The following is a 20743-nucleotide window of genomic DNA, read 5'->3' on the forward strand; positions in this document are numbered from 1 at the left end:
AACTCAGCTTAAGGCCTTTGGCGCAAATGAAACGAACCGCTTTCTTCATCTCCGACGGCACCGGCATCACGGCCGAAACCTTGGGCCAGAGCCTGCTCGCGCAGTTCGAGAACATCCAGTTCACCAAACTGACTCGCCCTTATATCGACAGCATCGAAAAAGCGCGCGCCATGGTACAACAAATCGATGCAGCCGCTGAAAGGGACGGCGCCCGCCCGATCATCTTCGACACCATCGTCAATCGCGATATTCGTGCGATCCTCGATACCGCAAATGGTTTCATGATCGATATTTTCTCGACCTTCCTTTCCCCTCTGGAGCAGGAGCTGAGCTCGCACTCCTCCTACTCGGTCGGCAAGTCACACTCCATCGGCCAGCACTCCAACTACATGGAGCGCATTGAGGCGGTGAACTTCGCTCTGGACAACGATGATGGCGCCCGCACCCACTATTACGACAAGGCCGATCTGATCCTGGTCGGCGTATCGCGCTGCGGCAAGACGCCTACCTGTCTGTACATGGCCATGCAATACGGCATCCGCGCCGCCAACTACCCGCTGACGGAAGACGACATGGAGCGCCTGCAGCTACCAGACTCACTGAAAAAGTACCGCGACAAGCTGTTCGGCCTGACCATCGACCCGGATCGCCTCACCGCCATCCGCCACGAGCGCAAGCCCAATAGCCGCTACGCCAGCTTCGCCCAATGCGAGTTCGAAGTGCGCGAGGTGGAAGGCCTGTTCCGCCGCGAAAACATCGCCTTCATCAACTCCACGCATTTCTCGGTCGAGGAAATTTCGGCCAAGATTCTGGTGGAAAAAGGTGTTGAAAGACGCCTTAAATAACCGTCGCAAGCACATGTTTACAAAGGGAAAAGGCTCGAAACTTCGAGCCTTTTCTCATTCAGGGCCTAGAAGCTTTCAGCGGGTACGCGTACCCAGCCTTCCATCAGGATGCGCGCACTGCGGCTCATCACCGCCTTGGTCACCGTCCATTGACCATCGACCCGCTTGGCCTGCGCGCCGACACGCAGGGTGCCGGACGGGTGACCGAAACGCACCGCCTCGCGCTCGCCGCCACCGGCCGCCAGGTTGACCAGGGTACCCGGAATCGCAGCCGCCGTGCCGATGGCCACCGCGCAGGTGCCCATCATGGCGTGGTGCAGCTTGCCCATGGACAGCGCCCGCACCAGCAGATCGACCTCGCCGGCCTTCACATCCTTGCCGCTGGAGGTGCGGTAGTCCTTGGGCGGACTGACGAAAGCGATCTTCGGGGTGTGCTGACGTGTCGCAGCCTCCTCGGCCGTTTTGATCAGCCCCATGCGCAGCGCACCGGCAATGCGGATCTGCTCGAAGCGCGCCAGTTGCCCCGGATCGCCGTTGATGGCCTCACGCAGCTCGGTGCCCTGGTAGCCGATGTCCTCGGCATTGACGAAGATCGTCGGGATACCAGCCGTGATCATGGTCGCCTTGAAAGTACCGATGCCCGGCACGTCCAGATCATCCACCAGATTACCGGTGGGAAACATCGAACCGCCCTCCTCGCCATCGTCTGATGGGTCGAGAAACTCCAGTGCGATCTCCGCCGCCGGGAAGGTCACGCCGTCCAGCTCGAAATCGCCGATTTCCTGCACCTGGCCATTGCTGATCGGCACATGGGCGATGATGGTTTTCTGGATATTGGCCTGCCAGATGCGCACCACGCAGGTGCCGCTCTCGGGAATCCGTGCGGGGTCGACCAGGCCGGCATGGATGGCGAAGGCAGCGGCCGCGGTGGACAGGTTGCCGCAGTTACCGCTCCAGTCGACGAAGGCCTTGTCGATGGAGACCTGGCCGTAGAGGTAGTCGACATCGTGGTCCGGCTGAGTACTTTTCGACAGGATCACGCACTTGGACGTGCTCGAGGTGGCGCCGCCCATGCCGTCGATCTGCGCCGAATAGGGATCGGGGCTGCCGATCACGCGCATGAACAGCCTGTCGCGCGCCGCGCCCGGCACCTGGCAACGCTCAGGCAGATCCTCCAGGCGGAAGAACACGCCTTTGCTGGTGCCGCCTCGCATGTAGGTGGCGGGGATTTTCACTTGCGGCAGATAAGCCATAAATGCAGTCCTGAAAAAGTAGCCCGGATGCAATCCGGGATCGAATCATTCAACCTTGCCCCGGATTTCATCCGGGCTACGCGCTTGTCTCCCCCTCTCCCGCTTGCGGGAGAGGGGCCGGGGGAGAGGGTTTATCAGACAATACCGAGCAGCCTGCACCACCCTCTCCCCAGTCCTCTCCCATGAATGGGAGAGGGAGTAGACCGCGCCATCACGCTTCCGCGCCTTCGAGGAAGTCCTTGGCGAAGCGCTGCAGCACGCCACCGGCCTGGTACACGCTGACATCCGCCGCGGTATCCAGACGGCAGGTGACTGGCACACGCAGCACCTCGCCATTGCGGCGATTGACCACCAGGGTCAGGTCGCAGCGCGGCGAAATCTCGCCTTCCACGCCATAGGTCTCGGTACCGTCCAGGGCCAGGGTCAGGCGTGTGGTGCCCGGCTTGAACTCCACCGGCAGCACGCCCATGCCCACCAGGTTGGTGCGATGAATGCGCTCGAAGCCCTCGGCGACGATCACCTCGACACCCGCCAGACGCACGCCCTTGGCCGCCCAGTCGCGGGACGAGCCCTGGCCGTAGTCGGCACCGGCGACGATGATCAGGTTCTGCTTGCGGTTCATGTAGGTTTCGATGGCTTCCCACATGCGCATCACCTTGCCTTCCGGCTCGACGCGCGCCAGCGAACCCTTCTTCACCTGCCCGTCGACCACGGCCATCTCGTTGACCAGCTGCGGGTTGGCGAAGGTGGCGCGCTGCGCGGTCAGGTGGTCGCCGCGGTGGGTGGCGTAGGAGTTGAAGTCCTCCTCCGGCAGGCCCATTTTCGCCAAGTACTCGCCGGCGGCCGAATCCGCCAGGATGGCGTTGGACGGCGACAGGTGGTCGGTGGTGATGTTGTCCGGCAGGATCGCCAGCGGGCGCATGCCCTTGAGCGTACGCTCACCGGCCAATGCACCCTCCCAGTAAGGCGGGCGGCGGATATAGGTGGACATCGGGCGCCAGTCGTACAACGGGCTCTCTGCCTCCTGCACGCTACCCAGGTCAAACATCGGGATGTAGATCTGCTTGAACTGTTCGGGCTTCACCGAGGCAGCGACGATGGCGTCGATCTCCTCGTCGCTCGGCCAAAGATCCTTGAGGGTGATGGGATTGCCCTGGGCATCGCTGCCCAGCGGATCCTGCTCGATATCGAAGCGCACAGTGCCGGCGATGGCGTAGGCCACCACCAGCGGCGGCGAAGCGAGGAAGGCCTGCTTGGCATAGGGATGGATGCGCCCGTCGAAGTTGCGGTTGCCCGACAGTACGGCGGTGGCGTACAGGTCGCGGTCGATGATCTCTTTCTGGATCGCAGGGTCCAGCGCGCCGGACATGCCGTTGCAGGTGGTGCAGGCGTAGGCGACGATGCCGAAGCCGAGCTTCTCCAGCTCCGGCAGCAGGCCGGCCTCCTCCAGGTACAACTTGGCGACCTTCGAACCGGGCGCGAACGACGTCTTGACCCAGGGTTTGCGCACCAGGCCCAGGGCATTGGCCTTCTTCGCCACCAGACCGGCAGCGATGACGTTGCGCGGGTTGGAGGTATTGGTGCAACTGGTGATAGCGGCGATGATCACCGCGCCATCGGGCATCAGCCCCTGGGCCTCCTCGCCCTTGCCAGCTTGCAGCTTGGCCTCGTCGGCGATGCCGCGCTCGGCCAGCGCCGAAGTGGGCAGGCGACGATGCGGGTTGCTTGGACCGGCCATATTGCGCACCACGCTGCCCAGATCGAAGCGCAACACGCGCTCGTACTCGGCGGTTTTCAGCGCGTCGCTCCACAGGCCAAGGGTCTTGGCGTAGTTCTCAACCAATGCCACCTGCTCCGGCTCGCGACCGGTGAGCTTGAGGTAATCGATGGTCTGGCTGTCGATATAGAACATCGAAGCCGTCGCACCATACTCGGGGCACATATTGGAAATGGTCGCGCGATCGCCGATGGACAGGCTGTCCGCTCCTTCACCGAAAAACTCGACCCAGGCGCCCACTACCCTTTCCTTGCGCAGGAACTCGGTGATCGCCAGAACGATGTCGGTGGCGGTGATGCCCGGCTGGCGCTTGCCGGTCAGCTCGACGCCGACGATATCCGGCAGACGCATCATCGATGGGTGGCCAAGCATCACGGTCTCGGCCTCCAGGCCGCCGACACCGATGGCGATTACGCCCAGGGCATCAACGTGCGGGGTGTGCGAGTCGGTACCGACGCAGGTGTCAGGGAAGGCGATGCCGCCGCGCGCCTGGATCACCGGGCTCATCTTCTCCAGGTTGATCTGGTGCATGATGCCATTGCCGGCCGGGATCACGTCGACGTTCTTGAATGCGGTCTTGGTCCAGTCGATGAAGTGGAAGCGATCCTCGTTGCGACGATCCTCGATGGCGCGGTTCTTCTCGAAGGCGTCCGGGTCGAAGCCCGGCGCCTCGACGGCCAGGGAGTGGTCGACGATCAGCTGGGTCGGCACCACCGGGTTGACCTTGGACGGGTCACCTCCCTTTTCGGCGATGGCGTCGCGCAGGCCGGCCAGGTCGACCAGTGCGGTCTGGCCAAGAATGTCGTGGCAGACCACGCGCGCCGGGTACCAGGGAAAATCCAGGTCGCGCTTGCGATGGACCAGTTGTTCCAGCGAGGCAGTCAGATCCAGCGGATCGCAGCGGCGCACCAGTTGCTCGGCGAGCACACGCGAGGTGTAGGGCAGCTTGTCCCAGGCGCCATTCTGGATCGCCTCGACCGCCTCACGGGCATCGAAGTAATCCAGCGCGGTGCCGGGCAGGCGCTTGCGGTATTGGCTATTCACGGTGTCATTCATGGTTATTTACGATCCTTGAGCGGCACGAACTTCAGGTCTTCGGGGCCTGTGTAGTTGGCGCTCGGGCGGATGATCTTGCCGTCGATGCGTTGCTCGATGACGTGGGCGGACCAGCCGGCGGTACGGGCGATAACGAACAGCGGAGTGAACATGGCGGTGGGCACGCCCATCATGTGGTAGCTCACCGCGCTGAACCAGTCGAGGTTGGGGAACATCTTCTTGATCTCCCACATCACGCTTTCCAGACGTTCGGCGATGTCATACATCTTGGTGTTGCCCTGCTCCTCGGACAGCTCGCGGGCCACTTCCTTGATCACCTTGTTGCGTGGGTCGCTGACGGTATAGACCGGGTGACCGAAACCGATCACCACTTCCTTGCGCCCTACCCGCTCACGGATGTCGGCCTCGGCTTCATCAGGGTTGTCGTAGCGTTTCTGCACCTCGAAGGCCACTTCGTTGGCGCCGCCGTGTTTCGGCCCGCGCAGCGCGCCAATGGCGCCGGCGATGCAGGAGAACAGGTCGGAACCGGTACCGGCGATCACCCGCGAGGTGAAGGTCGAGGCGTTGAACTCGTGCTCGGCATACAGGTTGAGCGAGGTGTGCATGGCGCGCACCCAGGATTCGCGCGGCTTCTCACCATGCAGCAGGTGCAGAAAGTGGCCACCAATGGAGTCGTCGTCGGTGTCCACCTCAATGCGCTTGCCGTTGTGGCTGTAGTGGTACCAGTACAGCAGCGCCGAGCCTAGAGAGGCCATCAGCTTGTCGGCGATATCGCGGGCGCCAGGGTGGTTGTGATCGTCCTTCTCCGGTGCCAGACAGCCGAGCACGGACACGGCGGTGCGCATCACGTCCATCGGATGCGCCGATGGCGGCAGGGTTTCCAGGGCGGCCTTGACCCCGGCCGGCAGGCCGCGCAGGGCCTTGAGTTTGGCCTTGTAGCCGGCCAGCTCGGCGACGTTGGGCAGCTTGCCGTGCACCAGCAGGTGGGCGATCTCCTCGAACTCGCAGCGGTTGGCGAAATCGAGCACGTCATAGCCACGGTAATGCAGGTCGTTACCTGTGCGGCCAACGGTGCACAGCGCGGTGTTGCCGGCGGCGGTGCCGCTCAGGGCAACGGATTTCTTCGGTTTGAAGCCAGGGGTGGTTTCGGTGGCACTCATGGTTATCTCCTCGAATCCTTGTTCTTGTCTTTATTTCTTGCCAGCAGCGAACAGCGCATCGAGCTTCTGCTCGAAGGCGTGGTAGCCGATGCGGTCGTAGAGTTCGGCGCGGGTCTGCATCAATTCGATCACGTCCTTCTGGTGGCCGTTCTGGCGGATCGAGGTGTAGACACTTTCGGCCGCCTTGTTCGCTGCGCGGAAGGCCGACAGCGGATAGAGCTGGATGGCCACGCCTACCGAAGCCAGCTCGTCGCGGGTGAACAGCGGCGTGGCGCCGAATTCGGTGATATTGGCCAGCACCGGCACCTTCAGCGCCTCGACGAAACGCTTGTAAGTGGGCAGGTCGTAGGCCGCCTCGGCGAAGATGCCATCGGCACCGGCCTCGACGTAGGCCTGGCAACGCTCGATGGCGGCATCCACACCCTCGGCCTGGATGGCGTCAGTGCGGGCGATCAGGAAGAAGTCCGGGTCGGTCTTGGCATCGGCGGCGGCCTTCACGCGGTCTACCATCTCCTCGCAGGAGACGATCTCCTTGCCCGGCCGATGACCGCAGCGCTTGGCGCCGACCTGATCCTCGATATGCGCGGCGGCGGCGCCGGCCTTGATCAGGTTCTTGATGGTGCGCTCGATATTGAAAGCCGAAGGGCCGAAGCCAGTGTCGATGTCTACCAGCAGCGGCAGGTCGCAGACATCGGTGATGCGGCGCACGTCGGTCAGCACGTCATCCAGGGTATTGATGCCCAGATCCGGCAGTCCGAGCGAGCCGGCGGCGACACCGCCACCGGACAGGTAGATGGCACGAAAGCCTGCACGCTTGGCCAGCAATGCATGGTTGGCGTTGATCGCGCCGATCACCTGCAGCGGTTGCTCTTCGGCAAGGGCCTGACGGAAACGCTGGCCGGCGGAAAACTGAGTCATGAATCACCTCGAGTCTTGGATGAAGGGATGAGCGCTTCCTGTCCACGCTGGGAAACGTAGTGGCGCTCGATATTACGCTTGGAGGCGCCGATGTGACGGCGCATCAGCAGTTCGGCCAGTTCACCGTCGCGAGCTTCGATGGCGTCGAGAATGCGGTGGTGCTCGGCGAAGGCCTGATGCGGCCGATTGGGTGTAGTGGAGAACTGCAGGCGGTACATGCGCACCAGTTGGTACAACTCGTCGCACAAAAGCTTGGCCAGAGTACGGTTGCCGCTGCCCTGGATGATGCGGTAGTGGAAGTCGAAGTCGCCTTCCTGCTGGTAGTAGCCGACACCAGCCTTGAACGCGGCATCCTGCTCATGCAGCTCTAGTACCCGGCGCAGCTCGCCGATCTCCTGCTGAGTCATGCGCTCGGCCGCCAGGCGACAAGCCATGCCTTCGAGCGACTCGCGAATCTCGTACAGCTCGACCAACTCGGCATGACTGAGCGACACCACCCGCGCCCCTACATGCGGCACGCGTACCAGCAGCTTCTGCCCTTCCAGGCGATGGATCGCCTCGCGCAATGGCCCTCGGCTGATGCCATAGGTGCGCGCCAGCTCAGGCTCGGAGATCTTGCTCCCCGGGGCGATCTCGCCCTTGACGATGGCAGCCTGGATCAGGCGGAACACGTGCTCGGAAAGTGTTTCCGAATCCACCTGCGGCGCTGTAGACACATCTGATTCGAGCAGCATGATTGTCAACACAAATAGCTTTTCATGGCGATAAAACTACGCCATGAAGGCAAATTCGTCAAAGCAGACCAAAGTATTGTCGACAATATCTCCAGCTCACCCGATCAGGCGAACCGCGACCCTACTTGCAGAAAGCTACATAAGCGTCTGTCAGCACGGAAAATCCCCATGTTAGAATCCGCCCGTTCATGCCCGGCCATCGCCTTTTGCCATGCCTGCTAAACTTCACGGCAGAAAGTTGTATGGCAGGATGCCTGCCAGTCGCTGCCCTCCATCCCGCCCCTGGCAATACCTTCTCAAGGACACATGAGACTGAAACCCTTCTCTTTGCTGATCTGCCTGCTGACCTTGTCCTGCCCGGCTCTGGCCATGGGCAAGTCGATCTATGGTCTGAATGAATATATTCACGTAGAAGAACTGGACCTGCAGGTAGCCGCCAAACTCGACACTGGCGCCAAAACTGCGTCCTTGAGCGCCCGCGATATCAAACGCTTCAAGCGTGACGGAGAAACCTGGGTGCGTTTCGTGCTGGCCATCGACGATGCCCATGAGCGCACCATCGAGCGTCCGCTGGCGCGAATCAGCAAGATCAAACGCCGTGCTGGCGATTTCGACCCCGATGAAGGCAAGACCTATACGGCACGCCCGGTAATCGACCTTGAATTGTGCATGGGCAAGACCCTGCGCACGATCGAAGTGAACTTGACCGACCGAAGCGCATTCCAATACCCGCTTCTGATCGGCTCCGAAGCGCTCAAGCACTTCGAGGCCATGGTCGATCCAAGCCTTAAATATGCAGCCGGCAAACCCGACTGCACCAATGACGCAACCCCTGGCGAGTAATTCCCATGCGCTCTCTGAACCTGCATCTGAAAGTCCTGATCACCCTCTTGGTGGCCCTGGGCGTTCTGATTACGGCATACCAAATCTTCATTCTCGGCATTCCGGTGACCGAGGACGAGACCGACGATCTGTGGAACATCGATGCCAAGGTCGAATTCCAGGCGACTCCGCGTGAGCCGGTGAAGCTGCAGATGTTCGTGCCGCCGCTGAACCAGGATTACGTGAGCCTCAACGAGAGCTTCATCTCCAACAATTACGGCGTCAGCGTCAACCGTGTCGACGGCAACCGCCGCGTCACCTGGTCGGCACGTCGTGCTAATGGCAAGCAGACCCTCTATTACCGACTGGTTCTGACCAAGCGTTACAGCGGCGAGCAGGCGCCTGCAAAAGGCCCGATCTTCCGCGACAGCATCCCGGTCGAAGGCCCCGAGAAGATCGCCGCCGAAGCCCTGCTGGCACCAATTCGCCAGCACTCGGCGGATGTCGAGACCTTCATCAGTGAAACCATCAAGCGCGCCAATAACGTCAACGATGACAACGTGAAACTGCTGCTCGGCGGCGATGCCTCCACCGCCAACAAGGCCAAAGTCGTCGACCTGCTGCTGTCCATCGCCCACGTGCCGATGGAGCGCGTACACACCATTCGCTTGCAGGCCGAGGTCGCTCAGTCGCCGGAGCTTTGGCTACGTAGCTTCAATGGCCAGAAATGGCTGTACTTCAACCCGGAAACCGGTGAACAGGGCCTGCCGGACGACCGCCTGGTCTGGTGGATCGGCGACGGTGATCTGGTCAGCCTCGAAGGCGGCCGTCAGGCGCAAGTCAGCTTCAGTCTGAACAACAGCGAGATGAACGCCATCCGCCTGGCCAAACTGACCGATGAGAACACCGACGCCAGCTTCCTTGAATACTCGCTGTACGGCCTGCCGCTGCAGACCCAGCAGACCTTCATGATCATGGTGATGATCCCGATCGGCGTGCTGGTCATTCTGATCCTGCGCAACCTCGGCGGTCTGCAGACCCTGGGTACCTTTACCCCAGTGCTGATCGCCCTCGCCTTCCGCGAAACCCAACTGGGCTTCGGTATCTTCCTGTTCACCGTGATCACCGCGCTCGGCCTGTCATTACGCTCCTACCTGGAACATCTGAAACTGCAGATGCTGCCGCGCCTGTCGGTAGTGCTGACTTTCGTCGTGGTACTGATCGCCGCCATCAGCCTGTTCAGCCACAAGCTGGGCCTGGAGCGCGGCCTGTCGGTTGCGCTGTTCCCGATGGTGATTCTGACCATGACCATCGAGCGCCTGTCGATCACCTGGGAAGAGCGTGGCGGCAGCCATGCCTTCAAGGTCGCCATCGGCACCCTGTTCGCCGCCACCATCGCGCACCTGCTGATGAGCGTGCCGGAGCTTGTGTACTTCGTGTTCACCTTCCCGGCGATCCTGCTGATCCTGGTGGGCTTCATGCTGGCGATGGGGCGTTACCGCGGTTACCGCCTGACCGAACTGTTCCGTTTCAAAGCCTTCCTCAAGGACTAAGACCATGTTCGGCCTGATCAAGACGTGGAAGGCCCTTGAAGCCAAGGGCATCATGGGCATCAACCGACGCAACGCGGACTACGTGCTGAAGTACAACAAACGGCACCTGTACCCGATCGTCGACGACAAGATCATCACCAAGGAGCGGGCCATCGAGGCCGGCATCGATGTGCCCGAGATGTACGGCATCATCGAAACCGAGAAGGAAATCGACAAGCTCGACGAGATCATCGCCGGGCGCACCGACTTCGTCATCAAGCCGGCGCAAGGCGCCGGCGGCGATGGCATCATGGTCATCGCCGACCGCTTCGAGGACCGTTTCAAGACGGTGTCCGGCAAGATCGTCAGCCACGAGGAGCTGGAGCAACAGATTTCCAGCATCCTCTCCGGTCTGTACTCGCTCGGCGGTCACCGCGACCGTGCGCTGATCGAGTACCGCGTCACCCCGGACACCATCTTCAAGAGCATCAGCTACGAAGGCGTGCCGGACATCCGCATCATCGTGCTGATGGGTTACCCGGTGATGGCCATGCTGCGCCTGCCGACCCGCCAGTCCAACGGCAAGGCCAACCTGCACCAGGGTGCCATCGGCGTGGGTGTGGATCTGGCCACCGGCGTCACCCTGCGTGGCACCTGGCTGAACAACAAGATCAGCAAGCACCCGGACACCACCAACGCGGTGGACGGCGTGCAACTGCCGAACTGGGACGGCTTCATGAAGCTCGCTGCCGGCTGCTACGAGTTGTGCGGCCTGGGTTACATCGGCGTGGACATGGTGCTGGATCAGGACAAGGGCCCGCTGATTCTCGAGCTCAACGCCCGCCCCGGCCTGAACATCCAGATCGCCAACGACTGTGGCCTGACCCACCGCGCCCATGCCGTGGAAGCCCGCCTGGAAGAACTGAAAGCCAAGGGTATTCAGGAAGACGCCGAAGAGCGCGTGCGTTTCTCCCAGGAGCTGTTTGGTCACATCGTCAGCAAGGAAGTCTGACCAGCGAACGTCGTAAGGTGCTGCCGCACCTTACGACTCGCTCAATGCACCGTCGCCAGCCCCCTCTCACTCGCACACCGTCTCATGCCTCGCTCAGCAGCCCCAGGCTCTTGCCCTTGAGTACCGCTTGCGTGCGGCTGCGTACGCCCAACCTGGAAAACAGGTTATGCAGGTGCCATTTGATGGTGGCCTCGGACAAGTGCACCGCCTCGGCGATATCGCGATTCGATAGACCGGCTGCCACAAGCCGCAATATCTCCCGCTCGCGATGGCTGACACCCTGATTTTCCTCGAGACTTTCTGGATCGATAGCCAACCTGCGGCACTGCTCGCGCAGCATTTCGGCAACGCCCTGCCAGACAGCGGCGCGCTTGGGCTCGGCGCGGCTCCAGGCATTCCAGAGTGGCAGCAGCCACAGTGCGTCGTCCTGAAACAAGCGGCGATAGCCACATTGCCAGGCCTCTTCGAGTGTCGCCTGCAACAGCGCGAAGGCTTTTTCGCCGTGACCTTTGCTCCAGTAAGCCACTGACAGGAGCAGGCTCAGGTGCAGACGCCGATCACGCTGGTGGTCCGCTCCCTGCTTGGCCAGGCACGCCTCCAGGCTGGCCTGGGCTCTTTCCACCCATTGTTCGCTCAGCGCCAGGCGCGCCTGGCTCAGCGCCAGCGCCGTATGTGCATCGCCATAGCGTTCGATGGGCAATACAGCGAGATGACGCTCCAACTGCAGATAAATACGCTGCGCCTCGTTGGGCCTGCGTAACCACAGCAGGAACTGCACCTTGCACCCCATGGCGATGGCGAACACCCGCTCGTAGCCCGGCCCCTGCAAACCGCTCAACCACTCGTCGAGTTCTTCCAGCCCCTGCTCACCGGCACCGGCAAAGAAGCGCGCACGCGCCATGACCAGCTTGCCGCGGCTGATCAACTCCACCGGCGTGGCAACATCACGCCAGGTGGTGGCCAGCGGCAGCTCGGCGAGAATCGCAGCGTGGCGATCCTGTTCGTAAAGCAGATCGGCATAAGCCAACCCGAGCGGACCACCAACCCGGCTGCGCCGCCCGAACACCTGCTCGACCCTTGCCCGCGCGGCCTCGGCCAGGGAGCGACCGCGCTCCAGTTCGCCGTACTCCTTGCAGATCAGCGCCTCGATCAGGCTGGCCATCACGTGCAGGTACTCACTCTCGCACTGACGCAGGTTCTCCCGCGCCACGGCAATCGCCTTGGCCGCCTCACCGAACTCACCGAGCAGAGCGAATGCCGCTGCCTGCACGCAGGCAAGGCTGGCGCGAAATACCGGCTGATTCTTTGGTACCAGTGCCAGCCAGTGACTGGCGACCTTGAGACAGGCGTCGAGCTTGTCCTGGTAGAGCAAAACCAGTGCCTTGAGCACCTGAGCGGCAGCCAGCAGCTCGATCAGGCCAAAGTGGATGCCTGTGCCGCGCCCTTGCGTCAGGCGTGCGCTGACCTCCTCGATCAACGCCTCGGACTCGGCAAACTTCTGTTCAAAGGCCAGCTGCCAGGCATAGAAAATCTGGAACACCGGCTGCTCGGTGATCACCAGCGGTGGAATATCCTTGAGAATGGCGAGGATGCCGTAGACCCGATTACCGGCGATCAGACGCGCGCCCTGACGCTCCAACAGCTCGGCGGCGAAAGCATAATCGCGAGCGCGCAGGGCATACTTGATCGACTTGTCGGCCAGATCATGGTTTTCGCACCAGCGCGCAGCGGCGTGCAACAGATGAACCGGATCGCCGCGCCTGGCCAGACGCCCCTGCAGGAAGTCAGCAAACAGGTGGTGATAACGGAACCATTGGCCCTGCTCGTCCAGCGCGATCACGAACAGTTGCTCGGCCTGCAGCCGGCGCAGCATGTCACGACCGTCTTGGCGCCCAGTCAGCGCGTTGCACAACTCAGCGTTGAATTCGTCGAGGACCGAGGTCTGGTCCAGAAACAGCTGCACGGCTTCCGGCAGGCTGGCCACCACATCTTCGGCCAGATAATCGGCGATGTTGCGTTCGGTCCCTGACAGCCCGGCGAGAAAGGCCGTGCGATCGCGCTGGCGCGGCAAGGCCAGCGACGCCAGGTGCAACGCAGTGATCCAGCCTTCCGTGCGCGTATGCAGCTGGTTGAGTTCACTTTCCTCAAGGGCGAGACCTTTGATCCTGCGCAGATACGCAGCCGTTTCCGCGCGAGTCAGACGCAGGTCCTCAGCCTTGAGCCAGAACGCCCAGGCGCCGAGCGACGGCGGCTCTTCGAGAAAACGCGGTTGATAACGCGTGCTGACCACCAAGCGCACTTGCTTGGGCAGACGCTCGATCAGATAGCGCGCGCCCTGCCCGAGAGAAGGATGGCGAATGTGGTGAAAGTCGTCGAGCATCAGATAGAGCGTTTCCGGCAGCTCTTTCAGATCGTCGAGCAGCGCATCTATCACCGCCTCCAGCGGCCAACTGATCTCGCCCTGCAGCAGCGCCGCGGCACTACTGCCGAAGCCGGGACAGGCGGCGGCAACCGCCGCAACCAGATACTGCAGAAACCTCGCCGGTTCGCTATCGCTTTCATCGCACGACAGCCAGGCGACCCGCGCCCCCTGCACCTGCAAACGGCGACGCAGCTGGCTGAGGACAGTGCTCTTGCCAAAGCCGGCGGGTGCGCTGAGCACGATCAGGCGCTGCTCGCTGGCGTCCAGCAAACGCTCGAGCAAGGCCGCGCGTTCCAGCAGCGGCGCACCCTCGGCATGAGCGGGATACAGCTTGGTAAGCAGCAGCGGCGCAGCGGATGGGCAGGACGGATTCTGGCTGTTCATGATTCGAGTAGGCTCAGTTCGCGGGCACGGCGGATGGCTTGAGTACGATTACGCACCTTGAGCTTTTCGTAGATGTTGTGCAGGTGCCATTTGACGGTACCCAGGGCCAGCGCCAACTGCTGGCCGATCTCTTCATTGGACATGCCCTTGGCGGCCAGACAGACCACCTCACGCTCGCGCTCGGTCAGCCCCTCCTCCAGCGCGTCCAGGGTGTGATGCGACTCCTGACCGGGCCAGGCGCTCAACAAGCTGCGGATGAACACCTGCAGCGCGGGCTGGCGCTCGACGGATTCCAACTGCTGCAGCAACTGGCGTATGGCCTCGCCTTCCTCGATGAACAGGCTGCGCGCCTCTTCCCGCTCGGCGCCAATCAGGCATTGCACCAGCAGGCTCTGCGCACGCTCCCGGTAGCCCAGGCGCTGGTAGCTCAGCGCAGCGAGCAGATCCAGGCGCAGCTGATGCAGCCCGTGCCGGCCATCTTGCAACTGGCTGCGCAACTGGGTGATCTCATGCAGCGCCTCGCTGAAATGGCCCCGCGCCTGCTGTAGACGAACACGAGTCAGACCGAGCACCCACGGCACCGGATTGAAACTGCACTGCGTGTAGTACCCCGCCAGCTTGCTCCAATCCACAGATTTCAGACGTTGTTCTGCGCGCTTGCTGCGGTCGGCCACCGGCTCCTGCAGAATCAGCGCAATCTCCTCGCCTACGGCCTGCACGTAGAAACGCCAGGATTGATTGCGCGCCGCCAGGTTCTGCATCAGCACCAGGGTAGCGATCGCTTCTTTCGGCGCGTCCTGCTGGCGCTGAACCCGCGCTAGGCAAAGCATCGCCTGGGCATACAGGTCGATCGGGTTGATCACGTCGACCGTGGCCAACGCCCAGCGCAGCCGATCCTGCAGACCGTCCAGGCGGCCCTGGTGATAGGCGATCAGCGACTCGCTGATGGTTGGCAGAACCAGGGCTCGGGACTTTTCGCCGAACCAGGGCATCATCCGCGCACGCAACTGCTCGAACAGCAGCTGCGCCTGCTTTACCCGCCCTTGCTCCAGACACAGGAGCACTTCCACGTTGGCCAACTGCATGTCCAGGTAACGGCCTTCGAGGAAATGGTTGCGCTGCTGCGCCAGCGCCAGCAGTTTGCGCGCCTGCTCGCCCTGGCCAAGCATGACGTTGGCCAGGGCGCCAACGGTGAGGATCGCCACTTCGAGAAACGCGGTGTGCTGCCCCAGCTGCGCCTCGATGCGCCGCGCCAGATCGACGCAGGTATCCAGATCATCCTTTTGCAAGGCGATCACCGCCTTGATCGCCAGAGTCGCCAGCACCTTGTCGCTCAACGGCCCACTGGTGCGTGAATCGGCCCAGCGCTCCAGCAGCTCATCGAGCATGCCGTTGGCCTCGTTCAGGCCCAGCTCGGCCGCACGGGTCCAGACATCGGCAAGCACCAGCACCGGAAAGCGCGCGGCGATTTCGTCCGGCACATGCTGTCGCCATTTGTAGATGAGGTTGAGCTGGCCGCGGTTGATCAGCTCCAGACCGCAGCCGTCGAGCAGCGCGGCGAGCATCTCGGCATCTTCGGCCAGACAGGCGTGCTCGATGGCCAGGTTCTGCATATGGTGGTTGGTGAACCACAGGCTGGCATTGAAATGCAGCTGCTTGAAGCGCTCCGGGTCGCGATCCTTGAGACGGCTGCGGAGAAACTCGGCGAACAGATTATGGAAGCGATACCACTGGCGTTCTCGATCCATGGGCAGGAGAAACAGCTGCATGGCCTCCAGCTCTTCCAGCAGTTGCTGGCCATCCTGACGCGCGGTCAGGGCGTTGACCAGCTCGCCACTGAGCTGCTGCGCCACCCCTAGCGCCAACAGCTGTTCCTGGCGCTCGCCAGGCAACTGTTCGAACACCGAGCGCAGCAAGTAATCGCCTACCACGTTCTTGTCTGCGCCCAATTCGGCCAGGCGCTCAGTCGGTTGCGGGTGGTTGCGCAGCCACAAGCTGGCCAGATGCACCCCCACCACCCAGCCCTCGGTATGACGGTAAAGTGCGCCAAACGTCTCTGGATCGAGCTGCAGGCCGCTGCGTTCCAGATAACCGCGCGTCTCTTCAGGATTGAGCCTGAGCTCATCACTGCCCAACTCCAGCAACAATCCCTTGGCGCGTAACGTGGCAAGACTCAGGGCGGGCTGCGAACGGCTGCCGATGGCCAGGGTGAAATTCGGGGGCGCCATCTTGACCAGGCGATTGAGTGCAGCGAGCAGTTCGCCATCCTGGATCAGATGCAGATCGTCGAGCACCAGCAGCAACGGCTCCGAACGCTGCGAAAGATCCACCAGCAGACTTTCCATCACGGCCTCGACCGGCACCCGCATGGTATTGCGCAGGTAACCCAGGGCGTAATCACCCAGGCCGGGCAGTGCACGCCCCAATGCTTCGATCAGTTGCTGGAAGAAACGTACCGGCTCATCATCAGCAGAGCCCAGCGATAGCCAAGCAACAGCGCTGCCGGCCTGACGACGCTGCTCGACCAGCATCGCCAAAGCGGTGGTCTTGCCAAAGCCAGCAGGAGCGCAAAACAGCACGAGGCGGGCATGGGGGTGGGCCGAAAGCGCGGCTTCCACCTGGGGCCTTGCCAGATAGTCCGCGGATGCCTGGGGCGGCGACAGTTTTGAACGCAGCAGGCTTCCAGCGGCTGGACCGATGACTACATCCATGGCCTGGATTCCTTCATTCATTATTGTTTTGGCACGGTAGTTCAACATCCTGGCACGACTCCATACTAATCAGCCGAGCGTACCGGAGCAAACCTGGCCGAAGCCCTAGGATGAATATTAGCGACGGACTACAATCGCTCCTTCACCCCCTTCGACTACCACGCATGCCCAGCTGCTCTTTGCACCCTCTTCCTTACCGCACCGACCCCAGCGACTACTTCCAGCGCATTCGCCAGGCCCCCGGCGCCGTAATGCTGGATGCCGGACGACCGAGTGCCACGCGTGGACGCTATGACCTTATGAGCGCCTGGCCATTGGCAGAACTGGCGCCCACGCCCGACGAATCGGCCAACGACTTTCTGCAACGTTTGCGAGGTGCATTGCAGAGCCTTGGGCCCGCCGAAGTGCCAGCGCAGCAAGAGCTGCCATTCGTCGGTGGTTTGATCGGCTACCTGTCTTATGACTTCGGCCGTCGCCTGGAAGTGCTGCCCGAGCAGAGCGTCGATGATCTCGATCTCGAGGATGCTCGTTTCGGTCTCTACGCCTGGGCGCTGATCAGCGATCATCAGCTGGGTACCAGCGCCCTGCTGTTTCACCCGGCGCTGCCGGAGGCAGAGCGCCAGCGCCTGCGTACACTGTTCGAAGCACCTCATAGCGAGGAACTCGCGCCCTTCCGACTGACTCAGCCGTTCCAGGCCGCTATCGACCAGCACCGCTATCGCCAGGCAATCGAGCGCATCCAGGGCTACATCCTCGCTGGCGATTGCTATCAGGTGAATTTCGCCCAGCGCTTTCAGGCGCCCTGTGCGGGTGATCCCTGGGCGGCTTACCTGGCACTGCGCCAGGCCTGCCCCACACCTTTCTCGGGTTTTCAGAGCCTGGGCGATGGCGACGCCATTCTCAGCCTGTCGCCCGAACGCTTTCTCAAGGTCAGCAACGGTCAGGTGGAAACCCGTCCGATCAAGGGCACTCGGCGCCGCGGCGATGACACCGACGATGACCAGTTGCAGGCGCAGGAGCTGTTGGCGAGCCGCAAGGATCGCGCCGAGAACCTGATGATCGTCGATCTGCTGCGCAACGATCTGGGCCGCAGCTGCCGCATCGGTTCGGTGAAAGTACCGGAGCTGTTCGCCCTGGAGAGCTATCCCAACGTGCATCATCTGGTCAGTTGCGTCACCGCCGAGCTGGCGCCCGGCAAGGATGCGCTGGACCTGATCGCCTGCAGTTTTCCTGGTGGCTCCATCACCGGCGCACCGAAGATCCGCGCCATGCAGATCATCGATGAGCTGGAGCCGACACGGCGCGGGCTCTATTGCGGCTCGCTGCTGTATCTCGATGTACGCGGCGAGATGGACAGCTCCATCGCCATCCGCAGCCTGCTGGTCAAGGATGGCAAGGTCAGTTGCTGGGGTGGTGGCGGTATAGTCGCCGACTCCAACTGGCAGGCCGAATATCAGGAGTCCATCACCAAGGTGAAAGTGCTGCTGGAAACGCTGGAGCGCCTGTCGGCTACAGCCGAATAGAGCCCCCAAACGAAAAACGCCGCGAAATCGCGGCGTTTTTCATACATCGGCGTTACAGACTCAGCTTGCGATTCGAGGCCTTGAGGAACTCTTGCTTGAGCGCTTCGAAGGTGTGCACGGCCGGGAATTGCGGGAACTCGCGAATCACGTTGTCCGGCGCATGGAACAGGATGCCGGCATGGGCTTCGCTGAGCATGGTGGTGTCGTTGTACGAGTCGCCAGCGGCGATAACGCGGTAGTACAGGCTCTTGAAAGCGATGACCGACTGACGCTTGGGATCTTTCTGGCGCAGCTGGTAGCTGACCACACGATCATTCTCGTCGGTGATCAGACGGTGGCACAGCAAGGTCGGGAAACCGAGCTGACGCATCAGCGGCTGGGAGAACTCGTAGAAGGTGTCGGAGAGAATCACCACCTGGAAACGTTCACGCAGCCAGTCGACGAACTCCACGGCGCCATCAAGCGGCTTCAGGGTAGCGATCACGTCCTGAATGTCCTTCAACTTCAGGCCGTGCTCATCGAGAATACGCAGGCGTTGCTGCATGAGCACGTCGTAATCGGGGATGTCGCGGGTGGTCGCCTTGAGCGACTCGATGCCGGTTTTTTCCGCAAAGGCGATCCAGATTTCCGGAACCAGTACGCCTTCCAGGTCGAGACACGCGATTTCCACAGGCCACTCCTCGGTTGAGCCAAAAAGGAGCCGGCACTCTAGCCGCTGGGCCTGACTGGCGCAATGCGGCCTTCTTATAACCGGAACGAAGGACATAAAGCGCCTTAGTTATTTAGCCGCATAACCGGGCTTTGTTAACATCGCGCCCTCACGCACACGATCTGGAGTCCTCAACATGGAACTCGACCTGGACGCGCTCAACGCCGAATTCGGCAACCAGCCTGAAAAGCTGGTGCAGTGGGCCATCGGACTGGGCAAACCCGCCATCTGCACCACCAACTTCCGCCCCTTCGAAGCGGTGATCCTGCACATGGTCAGCCAGGTCAAACCGGATATCCCGGTGGTCTGGATGGACAGCGGCTACAACACCGAAGCCACCTATCGCTTCGCCGACGAGGTGACGCGCAAGCTGGGCCTCAACCTGATCACCTACCTGCCCAAGCGCTCGCGCGCGCACCGCGAGGCCATCGACGGCCCGGTGCCCGGCCTGGATGATCCGCGCCACGCCGCGTTCACCGAAGAAGTGAAGCTCGAGCCCTTCGCCCGCGCCCTGCGCGAAACCGCACCCAGCGTCTGGTTCACCGCCCTGCGGGCCACCGATACCGCCGTGCGCGCTCAGATGGACCCCATCAGCATCAACCCGGACGGCCTGATCAAAGTCGCCCCGCTGCTGCACTGGTCTTCCAAGGATCTGTATCAGTACCTGGTCGCCCACGACCTGCCGAACGAGTTCGATTACTTCGACCCGACCAAGGGTGAAGACAATCGCGAGTGCGGCCTGCACCTCAGTCATTGATTGACGCTGGCTAGAACGAAACATGGCGCCCTTGGGCGCCATGTTTCGTTTCGGTTGTTTTGCTTCAGTGCATCGGTAACTCGACACCTGCGAACAGCTCTTCGAGTTCGGATTTGTTGTGACACTGCACCGCCTTGGCCAGCATCTCGCGGGTCAGGTGTGGGGCGAAACGCTCGATGAAATCGCACATGAACCCCCGCAGGAAGGTGCCGCGACGAAAACCGATCTTGGTCACGCTGGGTTCGAACAGGTCATCGGCATCGAGCACCACCAGATCCGGATCGAGCTTGGCGTCGACCGCCATCTTGGCCACGATGCCAACGCCCAGGTTCAGGCGTACGTAGGTCTTGATCACGTCGGCGTCGGCGGCGGTGAACACCACCTTGGGCGTCAGGCCACGATGACTGAAGGCTTCGTCCAGTTTCGAACGCCCGGTGAAACCGAATACATAAGTGACGATGGGATGCTCGGCCAAGGCCTCGAGGGTCAGCTTCGGCAGCTTGGTCAGCGGGTGCCCCTGCGGCACCACCACGCAGCGATTCCAGCGGTAGCAGGGCATCATGATCAGGTCGTTGAACAGTTCAAGACCCTCGGTAGCGATGGCGAAATCGACACTGCCATCGGCCGCCATCTCGGCGATCTGCGTCGGCGTGCCCTGGTGCATGTGCAAGGCAACGTCCGGGTACTGCTTGATGAAAGCGCTAATCACCGGCGGCAGCGCGTAGCGTGCCTGGGTATGGGTAGTGGCGATGGAAAGCGTGCCTTTCTTCTCGTTGGAGAACTCTTGGGCGATCTGCTTGATGCTTTCGACCTTGCGCAGAATCTCGCCGGCAGTGGTGATGATGCGCTCCCCGGCTGGGGTCACGCGGGTCAGGTGCTTGCCGCTGCGGGCGAAGACTTCCACGCCCAGCTCATCCTCGAGCAAGCGAATCTGCTTGCTGATCCCTGGTTGCGAGGTGTACAGGCTCTGAGCGGTAGCCGATACGTTGAGGTCGTGGTGCGCAACTTCCCAGATGTAGCGCAATTGCTGAAGCTTCATATGTTTCCCTCAGAGCAGTAAGGCAGGCCAACAACTGCCAATGCCGTATATAACCATATTATTGGTTTAATCGAACAGCCTAGAACGTT

At 61.9% G+C, this 20743-nt stretch carries 15 protein-coding genes; 6 read left to right on the plus strand and 9 right to left on the minus strand.

Annotation, left to right across the window (positions count from 1 at the left end; translation table 11 throughout):
• Nucleotides 1-26: 26 nt before the first annotated feature.
• Nucleotides 27-845 (plus strand): posphoenolpyruvate synthetase regulatory kinase/phosphorylase PpsR, encoded by an 819-nt coding sequence (gene ppsR / locus JWV26_RS22700; protein WP_017676811.1) that lies wholly within the window; start codon nt 27-29, stop codon nt 843-845.
• A gap of 65 nt (nt 846-910) precedes the next feature.
• On the opposite strand, the gene prpF is transcribed toward ppsR, so the two are convergent.
• The 5 genes from prpF to JWV26_RS22725 form a co-directional block, all read right to left on the minus strand.
• Entirely contained in the window at nt 911-2098 is a 1188-nt protein-coding gene (gene prpF, locus JWV26_RS22705) for a 2-methylaconitate cis-trans isomerase PrpF (protein WP_206417882.1), read from the minus strand.
• Between the two features lie 211 nt (nt 2099-2309).
• Nucleotides 2310-4931 carry a Fe/S-dependent 2-methylisocitrate dehydratase AcnD gene (gene acnD, locus JWV26_RS22710; protein WP_420890283.1) on the minus strand — a complete coding sequence of 874 codons (2622 nt, stop codon included), beginning with the start codon at nt 4929-4931 and terminating at the stop codon, nt 2310-2312.
• A gap of 2 nt (nt 4932-4933) precedes the next feature.
• Nucleotides 4934-6091, minus strand: a complete 1158-nt coding sequence (prpC, locus tag JWV26_RS22715; protein ID WP_072423898.1) for a bifunctional 2-methylcitrate synthase/citrate synthase — start codon at nt 6089-6091, stop codon at nt 4934-4936.
• Nucleotides 6092-6121: 30 nt separating this feature from the next.
• Nucleotides 6122-7009, minus strand: coding sequence for a methylisocitrate lyase (gene prpB / locus JWV26_RS22720; RefSeq protein ID WP_021488995.1), 888 nt, complete (start codon nt 7007-7009; stop codon nt 6122-6124).
• Nucleotides 7006-7743 carry a GntR family transcriptional regulator gene (locus JWV26_RS22725; protein WP_072423897.1) on the minus strand — a complete coding sequence of 246 codons (738 nt, stop codon included), beginning with the start codon at nt 7741-7743 and terminating at the stop codon, nt 7006-7008. The genes prpB and JWV26_RS22725 overlap by 4 nt, the downstream gene beginning before the upstream one ends.
• 306 nt (nt 7744-8049) lie before the next feature.
• On the opposite strand from JWV26_RS22725, the gene rloA reads away from it, so the two are divergent.
• From rloA to JWV26_RS22740, 3 genes are read left to right on the plus strand one after another with little or no spacing between them, the layout of a single operon-like run.
• Nucleotides 8050-8586, plus strand: a complete 537-nt coding sequence (rloA, locus tag JWV26_RS22730; protein WP_026088555.1) for a retropepsin-like aspartic peptidase RloA — start codon at nt 8050-8052, stop codon at nt 8584-8586.
• A gap of 5 nt (nt 8587-8591) precedes the next feature.
• Nucleotides 8592-10118, plus strand: coding sequence for an osmotic stress tolerance membrane protein RloB (rloB, locus tag JWV26_RS22735; protein ID WP_072423896.1), 1527 nt, complete (start codon nt 8592-8594; stop codon nt 10116-10118).
• Between the two features lie 4 nt (nt 10119-10122).
• Complete coding sequence (locus JWV26_RS22740; RefSeq protein WP_072423895.1) at nt 10123-11109, plus strand: alpha-L-glutamate ligase-like protein; 987 nt, start codon at nt 10123-10125, stop codon at nt 11107-11109.
• A gap of 82 nt (nt 11110-11191) precedes the next feature.
• Here JWV26_RS22740 and JWV26_RS22745 read toward each other — a convergent pair whose 3' ends face one another.
• Both JWV26_RS22745 and JWV26_RS22750 read right to left on the minus strand, forming a co-directional pair.
• Nucleotides 11192-13915, minus strand: a complete 2724-nt coding sequence (locus JWV26_RS22745) for a helix-turn-helix transcriptional regulator (protein ID WP_206417883.1) — start codon at nt 13913-13915, stop codon at nt 11192-11194.
• Nucleotides 13912-16626, minus strand: coding sequence for a winged helix-turn-helix domain-containing protein (locus JWV26_RS22750; RefSeq protein ID WP_241201243.1), 2715 nt, complete (start codon nt 16624-16626; stop codon nt 13912-13914). The genes JWV26_RS22745 and JWV26_RS22750 overlap by 4 nt, the downstream gene beginning before the upstream one ends.
• 164 nt (nt 16627-16790) lie before the next feature.
• Here JWV26_RS22750 and pabB point away from each other — a divergent pair, with 164 nt between their 5' ends.
• Nucleotides 16791-18149: an aminodeoxychorismate synthase component I gene (gene pabB / locus JWV26_RS22755; protein WP_206417884.1), complete on the plus strand. Its 1359-nt coding sequence runs from the start codon at nt 16791-16793 to the stop codon at nt 18147-18149.
• 52 nt (nt 18150-18201) lie between these two features.
• Here pabB and thrH read toward each other — a convergent pair whose 3' ends face one another.
• Complete coding sequence (gene thrH / locus JWV26_RS22760; protein ID WP_206417885.1) at nt 18202-18819, minus strand: bifunctional phosphoserine phosphatase/homoserine phosphotransferase ThrH; 618 nt, start codon at nt 18817-18819, stop codon at nt 18202-18204.
• A gap of 175 nt (nt 18820-18994) precedes the next feature.
• Between thrH and JWV26_RS22765 the strand changes: the two genes are divergently transcribed.
• On the plus strand, nt 18995-19615 hold the full coding sequence (locus tag JWV26_RS22765; protein ID WP_045736021.1) for a phosphoadenosine phosphosulfate reductase domain-containing protein: 621 nt from the start codon (nt 18995-18997) through the stop codon (nt 19613-19615).
• Between the two features lie 64 nt (nt 19616-19679).
• Here the strand turns inward: JWV26_RS22765 and cysB are convergent, their stop codons facing one another.
• Nucleotides 19680-20654 (minus strand): HTH-type transcriptional regulator CysB, encoded by a 975-nt coding sequence (gene cysB / locus JWV26_RS22770; protein WP_017676798.1) that lies wholly within the window; start codon nt 20652-20654, stop codon nt 19680-19682.
• Nucleotides 20655-20743 lie beyond the last annotated feature (89 nt).

The sequence above is a fragment of the Ectopseudomonas toyotomiensis genome (assembly GCF_017167985.1).
GTDB lineage: Bacteria > Pseudomonadota > Gammaproteobacteria > Pseudomonadales > Pseudomonadaceae > Aquipseudomonas > Aquipseudomonas toyotomiensis.

Excerpts from the sequence above, each read along its gene's own strand:
- ppsR (WP_017676811.1), top strand. The coding sequence starts at position 27 with ATGAAACGAACCGCTTTCTTCATCTCCGACGGCACCGGCATCACGGCC.
- prpF (WP_206417882.1), bottom strand. The coding sequence starts at position 2,098 with ATGGCTTATCTGCCGCAAGTGAAAATCCCCGCCACCTACATGCGAGGC.
- acnD (WP_420890283.1), bottom strand. The coding sequence starts at position 4,931 with ATGAATGACACCGTGAATAGCCAATACCGCAAGCGCCTGCCCGGCACC.
- prpC (WP_072423898.1), bottom strand. The coding sequence starts at position 6,091 with ATGAGTGCCACCGAAACCACCCCTGGCTTCAAACCGAAGAAATCCGTT.
- prpB (WP_021488995.1), bottom strand. The coding sequence starts at position 7,009 with ATGACTCAGTTTTCCGCCGGCCAGCGTTTCCGTCAGGCCCTTGCCGAA.
- JWV26_RS22725 (WP_072423897.1), bottom strand. The coding sequence starts at position 7,743 with ATGCTGCTCGAATCAGATGTGTCTACAGCGCCGCAGGTGGATTCGGAA.
- rloA (WP_026088555.1), top strand. The coding sequence starts at position 8,050 with ATGAGACTGAAACCCTTCTCTTTGCTGATCTGCCTGCTGACCTTGTCC.
- rloB (WP_072423896.1), top strand. The coding sequence starts at position 8,592 with ATGCGCTCTCTGAACCTGCATCTGAAAGTCCTGATCACCCTCTTGGTG.
- JWV26_RS22740 (WP_072423895.1), top strand. The coding sequence starts at position 10,123 with ATGTTCGGCCTGATCAAGACGTGGAAGGCCCTTGAAGCCAAGGGCATC.
- JWV26_RS22745 (WP_206417883.1), bottom strand. The coding sequence starts at position 13,915 with ATGAACAGCCAGAATCCGTCCTGCCCATCCGCTGCGCCGCTGCTGCTT.
- JWV26_RS22750 (WP_241201243.1), bottom strand. The coding sequence starts at position 16,626 with ATGGATGTAGTCATCGGTCCAGCCGCTGGAAGCCTGCTGCGTTCAAAA.
- pabB (WP_206417884.1), top strand. The coding sequence starts at position 16,791 with ATGCCCAGCTGCTCTTTGCACCCTCTTCCTTACCGCACCGACCCCAGC.
- JWV26_RS22765 (WP_045736021.1), top strand. The coding sequence starts at position 18,995 with ATGGAACTCGACCTGGACGCGCTCAACGCCGAATTCGGCAACCAGCCT.
- cysB (WP_017676798.1), bottom strand. The coding sequence starts at position 20,654 with ATGAAGCTTCAGCAATTGCGCTACATCTGGGAAGTTGCGCACCACGAC.